Source organism: Wolbachia endosymbiont (group B) of Athalia cordata (assembly GCF_947251845.1).
Classification (GTDB): Bacteria; Pseudomonadota; Alphaproteobacteria; order Rickettsiales; family Anaplasmataceae; genus Wolbachia.
Map to the genome: position 1 here is coordinate 1,299,095 of NZ_OX366383.1, position 13,237 is coordinate 1,312,331.

Annotated in this window: 11 protein-coding genes and 1 tRNA gene; 4 read left to right on the plus strand and 8 right to left on the minus strand. The window is 34.2% G+C overall.

Annotation, left to right across the window (positions count from 1 at the left end; translation table 11 throughout):
- Positions 1-21: 21 nt before the first annotated feature.
- Both OPR30_RS06070 and OPR30_RS06075 read left to right on the plus strand, forming a co-directional pair.
- A complete protein-coding gene (locus tag OPR30_RS06070; protein WP_265030671.1) occupies positions 22-1,398 on the plus strand; it encodes a UDP-N-acetylmuramoyl-tripeptide--D-alanyl-D-alanine ligase in 1,377 nt (458 codons plus the stop codon).
- Between the two features lie 33 nt (positions 1,399-1,431).
- On the plus strand, positions 1,432-2,397 hold the full coding sequence (locus OPR30_RS06075; RefSeq protein ID WP_064085471.1) for a complex I NDUFA9 subunit family protein: 966 nt from the start codon (positions 1,432-1,434) through the stop codon (positions 2,395-2,397).
- 8 nt (positions 2,398-2,405) lie between these two features.
- On the opposite strand, the gene OPR30_RS06080 is transcribed toward OPR30_RS06075, so the two are convergent.
- From OPR30_RS06080 to rpmF, 4 genes are all read right to left on the minus strand, one after another.
- A tRNA-Arg gene (locus OPR30_RS06080) sits at positions 2,406-2,479 on the minus strand.
- A gap of 142 nt (positions 2,480-2,621) precedes the next feature.
- Complete coding sequence (locus tag OPR30_RS06085; RefSeq protein ID WP_264377619.1) at positions 2,622-3,578, minus strand: beta-ketoacyl-ACP synthase III; 957 nt, start codon at positions 3,576-3,578, stop codon at positions 2,622-2,624.
- On the minus strand, positions 3,571-4,608 hold the full coding sequence (gene plsX, locus OPR30_RS06090) for a phosphate acyltransferase PlsX (RefSeq protein WP_265030673.1): 1,038 nt from the start codon (positions 4,606-4,608) through the stop codon (positions 3,571-3,573). Before plsX ends, OPR30_RS06085 begins: the two co-directional genes overlap by 8 nt.
- An 8-nt stretch (positions 4,609-4,616) precedes the next feature.
- The gene (rpmF, locus tag OPR30_RS06095; protein WP_265030674.1) at positions 4,617-4,799 is read right to left on the minus strand and encodes a 50S ribosomal protein L32; all 183 of its coding nucleotides are present in this window, start codon (positions 4,797-4,799) and stop codon (positions 4,617-4,619) included.
- Between the two features lie 234 nt (positions 4,800-5,033).
- Between rpmF and OPR30_RS06100 the strand changes: the two genes are divergently transcribed.
- Entirely contained in the window at positions 5,034-5,816 is a 783-nt protein-coding gene (locus OPR30_RS06100; protein ID WP_029237671.1) for an MlaE family ABC transporter permease, read from the plus strand.
- Positions 5,809-6,510: an ABC transporter ATP-binding protein gene (locus OPR30_RS06105; protein WP_010405332.1), complete on the plus strand. Its 702-nt coding sequence runs from the start codon at positions 5,809-5,811 to the stop codon at positions 6,508-6,510. The genes OPR30_RS06100 and OPR30_RS06105 overlap by 8 nt, the downstream gene beginning before the upstream one ends.
- A 259-nt stretch (positions 6,511-6,769) precedes the next feature.
- Here the strand turns inward: OPR30_RS06105 and ffh are convergent, their stop codons facing one another.
- The 4 genes from ffh to fabZ all read right to left on the minus strand — a co-directional run bounded on the left by ffh (position 6,770) and on the right by fabZ (position 13,233).
- Positions 6,770-8,113 (minus strand): signal recognition particle protein, encoded by a 1,344-nt coding sequence (gene ffh, locus OPR30_RS06110; protein ID WP_052264999.1) that lies wholly within the window; start codon positions 8,111-8,113, stop codon positions 6,770-6,772.
- Positions 8,098-9,657: a proton-conducting transporter transmembrane domain-containing protein gene (locus tag OPR30_RS06115; protein WP_265030677.1), complete on the minus strand. Its 1,560-nt coding sequence runs from the start codon at positions 9,655-9,657 to the stop codon at positions 8,098-8,100. Before OPR30_RS06115 ends, ffh begins: the two co-directional genes overlap by 16 nt.
- A 303-nt stretch (positions 9,658-9,960) precedes the next feature.
- Positions 9,961-12,756 (minus strand): FAD-dependent oxidoreductase, encoded by a 2,796-nt coding sequence (locus OPR30_RS06120; RefSeq protein ID WP_265030679.1) that lies wholly within the window; start codon positions 12,754-12,756, stop codon positions 9,961-9,963.
- 45 nt (positions 12,757-12,801) lie between these two features.
- A complete protein-coding gene (gene fabZ, locus OPR30_RS06125) occupies positions 12,802-13,233 on the minus strand; it encodes a 3-hydroxyacyl-ACP dehydratase FabZ (protein ID WP_265022842.1) in 432 nt (143 codons plus the stop codon).
- Between the last annotated feature and the right edge of the window lie 4 nt (positions 13,234-13,237).

Below are 13,237 nucleotides of genomic sequence, written 5' to 3' on the forward strand. Positions count from 1 at the left end.
AATTACCTTTAAAGATAAATTATGTTAAAATGGAACGCAAATAATATTATCGATGCTACTGGCGGAAGAGGGGAGGGTGTTTGTAATTCGGTATATAGCTCAAATATTTCAACGGATACAAGAAGCATAAAAAAAGGTGATTTATTTATTGCTCTCAAGGGAAAGAAATTTGATGGGCATGATTTTCTACATGAAGCATTTTTAAAAGGAGCTGTTGCTGCGGTAGTAAGCGAAGATAAATATAGAAATTTTCCTCTAATTATTGTGCAAGATACTCTAAAAGCTTTGCATAATATGGCATCATATTACATTAGAAATGTTCTTGTTAATGCTAAAGTTATTACAATTACAGGTAGTGTCGGGAAAACGACTACAAAGGACATGCTGCACACTGTTCTATCGCAATATGGAGCGTCTTATGCAAACAAAGATAACTTGAATAATAATATAGGATTACCTTTTACTATTCTAAAAGTCCCAAAAAACTGCCAGTACTTAATCCTTGAAATGGGAATGAATAGAGCTGGTGAGATAAAAGAGCTATCGAAGATTAGCAATCCGGATATTGCAGTTATTACCAACATCGAACCTGCGCATGTTGAAAATTTTTCATCTCTACTTGATATTGCGCAAGCGAAGTTAGAAGTCCTATGTGGTATGAAAAATAATGGTACTTTGGTTTTGAACAAGGATAATAAACATTATGATTATCTTTTATCAAATGCTGACAGAAATGTAGTGAGCTTTGGTAAGAATGAAAGTGCTACTGTTCGTTTGTTAGACCTAATAAGAAACGATAGCGGTATAAATTTAAAAATTAAACCGCACAACGGTCAAATTATAAACTGTAATTTACGTTTGCGGGGTGAGCATTTTACATACTCTGCATTAGTTGTGACAGCAGTTGTGCAAATTCTAGGACTTGATTTATCGAAATTACCACTAGCACTTGAGAATTTTACTGTAACAGAAGGTAGAGGTAATGTTCATCAAGCTAAATACAATGGAAAATTAGTACATTTGATTAACGACTCCTATAATGCTAACCCTACTTCAATGAAGGCTGCAATAAGAACTTTAGGTACATATTCTAATTTAAGAAAAGTGGCACTACTCGGCGATATGTTAGAACTTGGTAATGAAAGCATAGTATTTCATACAGAATTGCTTGACTCTATAGTAGAACAAAATGTGAATAAAGTTCATACAGTTGGTAAATTTATGTTAGAATTGAATAAACTTTTACCGGAGAATATAAAAGGCATGCATTTCGATGATTCTAACCAATTGAAAAGTAATTTAGCTAATATTGTTCAAGGTAATGATGTAATTTTAGTTAAAGGTTCTCATGGAATGAGAATGGACCTTATAGTGCAGGAATTCACAATAGAATATTAAATAAAACTATTGTATTAATTTAAAGTTAAGTTATTGGAAGTTTTAACTGTGATAAAACGTATAGTTATTTTTGGTGGAACGGGATTTATAGGAAAACACATCGTAAGACGCTTGGCAGCGGCGGGGTATTTAATAAGAATATTTACTCGTGATCAGGAAAAAGCTGCTTGTCTAAAGTTATGTGGCAACTTAGGGCAAATATCAATACTTGAAGGAGATTTTTTTAATGAAAAATCAATTTTAGAAAGTATGGAGGGGTGTGATGTTGTTATAAACTTAGTAGGAATATTATATGAAAAAAGAAAATACGATTTCTATACAGTTCATGTTGGAATAGCTGAAAGAATAGCAAAAGCTGCGCAAATAAAAAATGTATCCATGATGATACATTTTTCTGCCATGGGAATAGAAAATGATAAGTTATCAAAATATGCCCAAAGTAAATTGAAAGGTGAGAAAGCTGTAGCTTCGGCGTTTCAAGGAGCAATGATAATTAAGCCCAGTCTTGTATTTGGTAAAGAAGATAATTTCTTTAATAAATTTGCAAGATTAGCAACAATTCTTCCTTTTTTGCCGTTGATCGGTAGTGGAATAACGAAGTTTCAGCCGATATGTGTAACAAACTTAGCTGAAGTGGTATACCGTATTATCAGCTTTAATAAGCAAGATAAAAAAATTTATAATATAGGTGGATCAAAAGTTTACTCTTTTAAAAGCTTATTAAAGTTTATTCTGAATGTGACTAACAGAAAGTGTCTACTGATCAATGTACCTTTTCCAATGGCAAGATTGATAGCCTTTTTCTTAGAAAGTAAAGTTGTTTCTGTGCTGTTAAAACCTATAACTGGAGATGCAAGCCCTATACTTACTCGAGATCAGGTGAAAGTTATGATGAGTAGTTCAATCGAAAAGTCAGATGATCTCGAAACAATGAAAATTAGACCACTAGCAATTGAAAATGTGGTACCAGAATACTTGAAAATTTATAGAAAGCATTGATAGAAGAATGTGCCCGGTAGGATTCGAACCTACGACCCACAGCTTAGAAGGCTGTTGCTCTATCCAACTGAGCTACGGGCACACATCATATATAAAATGCTTCTTAGTACACGTGAAGTCAAGTATTTCTTGTGAATATAATGTTTGTGATAATATCTCAAAACTTTGTCAGTACAGCATGTAACGATAAAACTGAGAAAAAAGAAGCGTGGGTAATAGGAAGTCTAATAGCGCAGTAACACAGAACCCCAGGCTAAACCTGCACCTATTGAAATCAGCAATATCAGATTTCCTGACTTTATTTTTGATTCTTGTACTGCATAGTCTAAGGCTAGTGGAATTGACGCTGCTGAGGTGTTTGCATGCTTATCAACTGTATTAATTACTTTTTCTATAGGAAAATCTAATTTCTTTACTACTGCTTCAATAATGCGAATGTTTGCTTGATGGGGAATTAACCAGTCAATATCAGTAATCTTCAAACTATTGCATTTTAGAGTTTCCTCTACTGAGGCTGTTAATTTCTCTACTGCATGTTTAAACACTTCTCTTCCATTCATAAGTATCTTTCCAGAATCACGAGTAGAGGATATTCCTCCGTTTGTACATAATAAGTCCACATTGCCATCAGAGTGTAAGTTTGTTGATATAATGCTACTACTACTCATTTCTGATTTCATTATCACTGCACCAGCACCATCACCAAAGAGTACACAAGTTGACCTATCTTCCCAATCAACAATCCTAGACATTATTTCAGCACCAATAACAAGCGCGTATTTAATTCTATCGTTAGACTTTATAAGTGAATCAGCAACTGTAACTGCATATATAAAACCAGAGCATGCTGCCTGTACATCAAAAGCAAATGCGTTTTTACACTTTAATTTACTTTGTATAATCGTTGCACAGCTAGGAAAAGTTTTGTCAGGTGTTGTTGTTGCAACTATGATCAAACCAATTTCATCTATTGAAATTTTCGCTTTTTCTATAGCATTTTTCGCTGCATTAACAGCTAAATCTGACGTTAGTTCTCCTTCATCTGCTATATGTCTTTGAACTATTCCTGTTCTTTGCCTTATCCATTCATCGTTTGTTTCAACTATCGATGCAATTTCGTTATTACTCAAAATTTTTTTTGGTAGGTAAGAACCAGTGCTCAATATGAAACTTTTATTCAATATGACTTACCCCGTTAATTATCTTCTGGTTTAAATTTTCACTGATTGCATTTACTGCAAATTTTATAGCGTGAGCAAAAGAAATAGCATCAGAATTTCCGTGGCTCTTTATAATGATACCATTTAGCCCTAAAAACATAGCTCCACTTCTAATTTTAGGATTAAAACGCTCTAATGCTTTATTTAGCTTGGGTTTCAACAATATGCCGACAAGCATTTTTGTCATCCATGAGTTAAATACTTCCTGTTTTATTAGACTGATAAAAGTACCAGCAGTTGCCTCAGCTGTCTTGAGCATTACATTACCAACAAAACCATCAGCAACAATTACGTCTATATTACCATCTAAAAATTCACTTGCCTCTATATATCCTTTGAAGTTAATACTTGGAGCATTTTTGAGTAACTCAAAAGCTCCTCTTACTGAGTCAGTACCTTTCACTTCTTCTGTACCAATGTTTAGCAAAGCGACTTCAGGATTTTCAACTTTTAATGCTATTTTTGCAAATATACTCCCCATTAATGCAAATTGAAATAATGAGTCAGTATTACAGTCAACATTTGCACCAAGATCAAGCAATGCAAAGCTTTTTGTCTTAGTTGGACAGACAGATACAATAGCAGGACGATAGATATTGGGTAATGTTCCTAAAATAAATCTGGAGATAGCCATCAATGCTCCAGTGTTGCCTGAAGACACCATTCCAAAAGCTTTACCTTTTTTCACTGCTTCAACAGCTGCCTTCATACTTGAATCTTTGCGATGTTTCAGTGCAAAAGAGGGTTTATCATTTGGAAGAACATTATCAGAGCAATGGGTAAATTCGGAGTTATCGATTACTTTTTTGTATTTTGAAAGCAAAGGAGATATTTCTTTCTGATCTCCATAAATATGAAAAAAAACTTCAACACCTGGATCAACAAGATTATCCAAGAAAAAACTAGCACCCTGAATTACGGAAAGAGGTGCAAAATCCCCTCCCATAGCATCAAGTGCGATAACTATGTTGTTGTTGACCGTGGGTAACATATCATGAGTTACTCCACCTTTTGTTTAATGAAAACACGTTTTCCTTTGTAACTATTGTCAACTGCTATGTTATGAGGCAACATGAATTCTCCAGTTGTTGCACATACCACAATATTCTTAGGCTTAATAGCATGATGAGAACGATGCATATTACGCCTTGACTTTGACTTTTTTCTCTTCGGAACTGCCAAAACTTACTCCAATTCAATTATATAACACAATTTATTAGTAGCATGTTTTTTACAAGAAGTAAATAGCGAAATAAGTAAGGTTTTCTTATACAATTCAGTCTTATAAACTTAAACTCAAGCATTTTGATCAAAGTATATTGAACTTAAGATATATCTTGACTATACTCTGCGATAGAGTTAATAAAAATTTTAATAAAATCAGTAAAACTAATTTTTAGCTAAGATAAATGCAAAGTGAGTTCCTTTGATGTAAACAGTGTTAGAATAATCGGTAGGTGCTTTATCAACTTTCTGTTGAGGCTTGGTAACGCATTTGTGTTTTTTATTCAATCTCTATACCACTGCTTTGTGCCACCGTATTATTTTAGCAATGTAGCAAAACAAATTATAGAGATAGGCTTTTTCTCTTTACCAATTGTTGGGCTCACTGGAGTTTTTATAGGAGCGGTGATAGTTTTACAAAGTAGCTTAAGTGGTCTATTGATTAATCAAGAACAAGTAGTACCTAAGCTTGTTACGATCACTATCATTAAAGAGTTAGGGCCAGTTTTGATTAGCTTAATAATGGTAGGAAAGGTTGGGTCCTCAATTGCAGCAGAAATTGGCACGATGCGCATCACTGAACAAATAGATGCACTTACAACTTTGGACATCAATCCTTTCAAATATTTAATTGCACCAAGAATTCTAGCGTCAGTTATAGTATTTCCAATACTTACAGTATGTGCAGATCTAATAGGAATATTTGGAGGGTATGTCACCGCAGTCTTTGAATTTAACCACAATTTAAATATATACATAAAATATACAGCTCAATTCTTTAATATAAACGATTTTGTTGTTGGGCTAATGAAAGCGACTGCTTTTGGCGCTATAATTTCTGTTTCAAGTTGTTATTACGGTTACCATTGTAGAGAAGGTGCACGAGGAGTAGGTGTTGCTACAACATCAACTGTTGTTTTTTCGTCCATATTGATCATTTTAGCAAACTACTTGATTACTTTGATACATGTATAGCCCCATAATATCAATATTGAACCTAAGCTTGTCTTTTGATGATAGAACGATATTAAACAACATAAGTTTTAATATATCGAAGGGGGAATCATTAGTCATACTTGGCGGCTCAGGAAGTGGTAAATCTGTATTAACAAAAATAATCATTGGATTGCTAAAACCAGACTCAGGGTCTATTAAAATAAATAGTGAAAGCAAAAATAAATTTGGAGTCTTATTTCAAAATTCTGCTTTATTTGACTACGTTACAGTGTGGGAAAATATATCTTTTAATTATAAAAAGCGCTTTAATATCAGCGAAAAGGAGGCAAAACAGCTAGCAATCGAGAAGTTAAATGATGTTGGACTGGAGGAAAGCATAGCAGATATGTTTCCAATCGAGCTATCAGGCGGAATGAAAAAAAGAGTAGCACTTGCAAGGGCGATTGCGCACAATCCAGAAATTATTGTATTGGATGAGCCAACTTCAGGATTGGACCCAATTATGTCAGATATGGTAAACGAGATAATAATAAAATTATCTAAAGACTTTAACCCTACAATTATCACGATTACACATGATATTCATAGTGCATTTAAAATAGCTGATAAAATAGCAGTATTATACGAAGGGAATATTATCTACCACGGAACTGTCCAAGAAATACAAAATACTAATAACGAATATATAAAAAAATTCATTCATTATATATAGCTATAGGTTTACAAACGATATTGTGAATGCCATATCTAGCCTAACTTGAGCTACTGACAATTGTCGTTCTGTTACTAGTGTAGTGCCACGGTGGTATGGTGTGTTAGCTATAAAACAACGCATTAAATATAGCTAAAGTAACTTATATCAATTTTTATTATTATGCCAATTCCAACTGCGGAAATTTATTGAATTTGTTACTTCACTACTCAACAGCAGTTACAACTGATGATTTTATTTCATTCTACTACCTGCTGATTTATTTTCTGCTCAGCATATCCATTAAATCAGATTCTTTGAGTTTATTATGATCAACTTTACTGAATTTATTCACCATAGAGCTCATTTGATTATACTGCTTAATTAGAAGATTAACGTCAGTTACACTTGTTCCGGACCCCTTAGAAATTCTAAGTCTTCTTTTGCCATTTAAAATATCTGGATTTTGCCTTTCTTTTTCGGTCATTGAGTTTATGATGGCTATATATTTTTTCACTTTATTGTCGTCTGGCACACTGCTACTTAGCTTTTTTGTGAATGAACTAGGGATGAATTTCATTATGTTGCTAATGCCATCCATTTTACTCAGAGTTTTTAACATTCCCACTAGGTCGTTTAGGTCGAATTTACCCTTTTTTACTTTCTTTTGTAACTTATCAATTTCTTCCTGACCAACAATCTCAGCAGCTTTTTCAACCAATGATACAACATCACCCATGCTAAGTATCCTTTTTGCAATTCTATCGGGATAAAAATCATCGAGGTCACTTAATTTTTCACCACAAGCAATAAATTTAATTGGACAATCGGTGATCATTTTCATAGAAAGAGCAGCACCACCACGTGCATCACCATCAACACGGGTGAGAATAATGCCGGTTACACCTATTACCTCATTGAATGATTTGGCAATGTTGACCGCATCCTGGCCTATCATTGCGTCGGCTACTAAAATAACTTCTGCAGGTGAAGCTATTTCCTTTACGGCTTTCAACTCATTCATCATATTATTGTCAATATGAAGCCTGCCTGCGGTGTCTAGTATTAATACATCATAATTATCGTTCTTTGCTGCTGCCAGTGCCCTTTTTGTAATTGCAATAGGCTCCTCATTTATTACTATAGATAAAGTTTGTACGTCTATCTGTTTACCTAGCACCTCAAGTTGTTTCTGGGCAGCCGGCCTATAAATGTCTAAAGAGGCAAGCATCACTTTTTTCTTTTGCTTTTTTAGCTTGAAAGCAAGCTTTCCTGAGGTAGTTGTTTTACCTGCACCTTGTAAGCCCACCATCATAATCACAGCAGGGGGTTTAACTGCTAGATTTAAGTCACTTTTCTCTGATCCGAGAACTGCAACTAAATTATCCTGCACAATTTTAATTATCATTTGTGCTGGAGAAACACTTTTTATGACTTTTTCCCCAATCACTTTATCTTTAATGTCGTTGATGAATTTTTTTGCAACTTCAAGTGAAACGTCAGCTTCAATTAAAGCTATACGTATTTCACGCATGGCAAGATTAAAATCATCTTCAGAAATGATCGACTTTCCTCTCAGTTTACTAAATACAGAATTTAAACTTTCAGTTAACGATTTAAACATAATAGCATTAGTAGAATACTCATTAAAAAGAGAGAAGAAGCTGAAACAAAACTCACTGAGTTATAACTTAGCACTTCTTTAAGTTTAGTAATATTATTAAAGTATAAATTAGTAAGTGAATTAGTCAAGTTTTGCAGTACGTTGGCAGACATTTCTCTCACTTTAAAGACCAATTGATTGAACAGCAAGACAATATAGGGTACGAAAGCTCTAAAAATCCAATCAATATCCATTTTAAAATTTATTCTTGGGTAAAATAACTTGCGTAAAGGAATAAACAATAAAGTGGTACATAATAACAAATTAAATTGCGACAAAATATTTTTTGTGTTGTACACAAAATCGAAAATCGAAGGGTTATTGTAAATAGGCAAGTAAGGGTTGCCAGCAATTATACATATGAATGCTAAAATAATCATTGTTATTCTACCTTCTTTCCCTTCTGAAGGTTTGGACTTGCTTTTAGCGATAAATATGTAATAGAAAAACTTGAGTCCCACGCTTAAATAAAGCAGTAAATTTAGAATCTTGTATAAATTTTTATACACTTCTAAATTAGCACCACTTGCTTCAATCTTGCCTGTAATGTATGATTTGCTAATAAATCCAACGGTTCCAGGAAATGCAGCCACTGTGAATATCGCAATTATAGCACACATGCCTTCGACTGACATCAATTTACCCACTCCATTAAAACTAATTGTTTTTGTCCGCGAAATAATCGCATTGCTAACCACAAACAATAATGATTGATAAACAAGAGAGAAAATTATGTGTAGCATCAAAATTGGTATTGCCTTTTCCGAAGGGCTGAGTAAACCTCCTGCAATAATCAGCAAGCCCATTTGTCCTACAACATTATAGCATAGAAATCTACGAATATTTTGCTCAAGAGAAGCAAATATAATGCTGTAAATTACAGTGATGGCGCCTACAAGTGCTAATATTTCAGTACAATCTTGCCATAGGGTGTAAGTGTGTAAAAGCATCACTAAAAAAGAGACTTTAGTGGTAAATAAAGAGAGATATGTAGTGCCATGTAGTGATGCAGCAGGATATGCATCAACAACCCAAAACGAAAAAGGAAAACAAGCGCAGTTTATCAATAAACCCAAAATTATCAGGTTAGTGCTTTGAAGTGCCAATCCTGCTGTCAATATAACTCCAACCAAAAAGTGTACACAAGCGTACCTTATTGCAGATCCACTATCTCTACAGCTAGCTGCGATAATAAAAAATGCACTGATGGTCATTAATTCAAAGAATATTATAACCAACATTATCTGCTTGGATAAAATTGCACAGAGTGAGCAGGTAGTATAAGCAAAAAAAGATAGCATCTCTGAAAAAGTCAAATTTTGTGCTGGTAGAACAGCTAAAAATGCAACTGATAAAAAAGATATTAGTATGGTACGAAAAGATAAATCAAAATCTAGAATTGGGAGAGACCAATTTACTGCAATGCTCAAATTTTCAGGTAATTTTAGGACTATAACTATTAATGTAGTCAATAGAAATAGCAATAAAAATTTATAAAGTTGCACAATGATGTAAAACAGTATGGTTTATGCTACCTCAACATACAAATAAAATCAATTTGCATATTAACCACTAGTTAAGCTAATTACCATATAATTATATCAGGGTTTAGAAGGTTATAGAGAAACCGGTCAGATTAGGTTTTTAATCTAATCTGACCGATAGCTTTAATAGTGAGGTAAGCTTTAATATAGCACTCCTAATTCACAGTGCTACACTCGTGCATAATTTATTTTTAATTTGTGCACGAGCGTTAGTAAATTATTTACTTTTTGAAATAAAATTTAGCATCACTTTAATATTGAGACTTAGTAAACCTCAGTAGGGCTGCCAGTTGGACCCATAAGAATTACTTGTTCACCTTCTTTAAAACATTTACATAAATTAGTGGAACCGCCAGTTTCAAGCACAATAGTGGAAATAAATCCTTTTTTTTTGTCTACTTCAGTGCCGGTTACGGCTATACCTTCCATAGCAAGGTTTGTATTATTGGCTTTTCTGCTATTGGTTGCAAAATTTTGCAACCTAAAGAATTGTCCGGGTTTAAAATTTTTTGCCGCAAGTGGTGCTTTGATCACTATTTCCACAACTTTGTCAGTTAAATATTGAATTTTTATAATCTTTGCAGTGAATTGCTCTTTGATTCTATTAAAAAATTTTTCATTAGTCTGATGTTCTGCAGCGTATTGGTCAGCTACTCTACTCAAAAGCTGAGAAATAATAGGATAACCGTTCTTAGCACTTGCCATAGCTTTCACGACGCTGCCACTATACGAAGGATGAAGATCACCAAAAAAGCTAATTGTTTTATTGCCTTGTTTATATACTAATATTCTGTCTTTATTCTGCATCTTAGGAGAAAATATTGGATCTATTTCTTTTTCTGATGAATTCAAATGAGTAAAATACCCATTACTTAATTTAAAATGCCTTTTATCTTCTGTTGCAATAACTGTATTTGGCTCAGTACCTGCTGCTATAAAAATAGAACGTGCTTTCATGCATTTAATTTCGCCGGATTTTTTGTCTATTAGTTTTATTGATTCAGCATGGTTATATTTATCCGTCACAACTTCAACTGGCTCTAAGTTTTCAATAAAGTAAATCCCTTCTGACAGTGCATTTTGCACCTCTTCACTATTTAATCGATAACTTGGTGAGTCTTTTAGCTCTTTTCTATATACAACTTTCACTCCCCCAAGGCTCTGCATTAACTCCAGTATTTTTGCTCCTCTATTCTCTTTTTTTGCTAATTCTTGCTCTTTTTGGATCAATTGTGCATGCGATATCAGCTCATTTGCAATTTTGTGTTCTTCCTCTGTCCAATCTTTTTCAACACAGTCTTTTCCGTACTTATCAACCAATATTTCATAACGAAGAAGAAATTTTTCTACTTGAATTGGATAATACGCTAAAGCTTCAGTGGCAGTGTCAATCGCAGTAAGCCCCGCACCTATAACAACTATCGGCATACGAACTTGCAGATTTGCTATAGAATCAAATTTAAGAGCGCCAGTCAGTTGTAATGACATAAGAAAGTCAGATGCCATGCGCACTCCACGAGCTAGCATGTTTTTTATTTTGATCATTCGTGGCTTACCAGAGCCAAGTGCCAGGGCAGTGTGATCAAAACCCAAGTTGAATGTGTCATCAACGGTTATCGTACCTCCAAAACGAATGCCTCCATAAAGTGCGAAATTCTCACGTCTTTCCAGCAAAAGTCTAATGATTTTTAGATAATTTTTGTTCCATCTAGAGGTTATGCCATACTCTGCTACTCCACCAAATCCACCAGCTGTGCGTTCACTTAGTTTTTCATGCTCGAAATCTTTAATTAGCTGAAAATTATCGATCAAAGGTTCAATCTTTAGTCCATCAATGGCGATAACGTTATGCCCATCGTTTAATAAATGATGAGCTAAATTAAAACCCGCAGGACCAAGCCCTACAACTAGGACGTTTTTTCCTGTGTTTCCTTTTGGCAATGGACGCTGAAAATTTAAAGGATTCCAACGGCTAAGCAGAGAATATATTTCAAATCCATACGGTAAACTGAGCACATCATCTAGAATCCTTGTTTCAATCATTGGCACATTTACAGGCTCTTGTTTCTGATATATGCATGAGTTCATGCAATCATTGCATATTCTGTTCCCAGTAGCTGCACATAATGGGTTATCTATTACCACAATTGCAAGGCTTGCTATGCTGTACCCTTCGCTTTTCACCAGATTCATTTCTGATATTTTCTGTTCTAGTGGACAGCCGTGCAATTCAACTTTGAGTGGGGACTGTTTAAAGGTATTGTCGTTATTACTTAGCCCCTTTGAACAACTGTCCTTATTTTGCTTATGACAAAATATGCAGTAATGAGCATTATCCAATGCTTTATTCAAACTCACCTTTTCACTTGTCAGATCAAAACCATGTCGTCTTTTTGTTTTGCTTGAATACAATACCTCAACTTCGTCTACTTCTTTTTTGAAGAACGATACGAGATTTTCGTGATCAATTTTTCTGTGAATACTAAAAAGTATACTCTGTTTATTTTTCACTCTCCACGCTGCATATTGCGCTGCAAGTTCTATTTCTTCTTTGTGATCCTCTTTATTTTCCAACCAACGCATCACCTGCTCAGCAAAATTTTTTTCTGTTGTTGGTAGGGCAAGAAAGCGATTTAATTTGCTGGTAACATAATCAATATCTATATCTGCTATATCAGTGTACTTCTTTAATGCATAGCGTTGAACAAATAACCTTTTACACTTATATATTGCAGCAAAGTCGTTGTGCTTTTTCTTTAGCTCCTCTGCTTCTTTTCCAATATTAAAAAGTTTTGCAATAAATTCATCAAGTAAATATGAGAGGTCTATTATTAACTGACTATCTGTCATTTGAGTGGCCAACATTGGTTGTTCTATGGATCCCAGTGTCAAGCACTGGGATGACATCAAAGAAGAAGCTGCTTTTTCTCTTGCTTCAATTAATGAACAAAACAAGCTTTCATCGCACGATTTTATATAATCTAAAAACGTCTCATCTAATTTTATTAATCCACTACAAGTGTATAAGTTTGAAAATGAGATTTTGAAATTCAGTTGCATTGTTATACTATACAGTGTACATACTGTTTCTTGCAGATGAAGATTTTATTTGTCTTGCAGTCTTGCTAAGATTGTTGCTTCTGCAGCTTTTTCTTCCCCAACATATGCAACACACTCAAATTTGCATGCACCCAAACGCGCATTTTTTATATTGGATTGAAGAACCAACGTGTCCCCTGGAATAACTGGTCTTCTGAATTTTGCGTTTTCAATAGACATAAAGTAAACAACTTTATTTTCTATTGTTTCTTTACCGAGGACACATATAGCAGATGCCTGAGCTAAAGACTCAACTATCAAAACTCCTGGCATTATCGGATGGCCAGGAAAATGGCCAATAAAAAATGGCTCATTGAAAGTCACATTTTTGATTGCTTTTATGCTTTTACCATGGTCACATTCTATTACTCTATCTACTAAGAGAAACGGATAAGAATGTGGTAGTATTTTTATAATATCACTGATATTAAATTGCATAAGC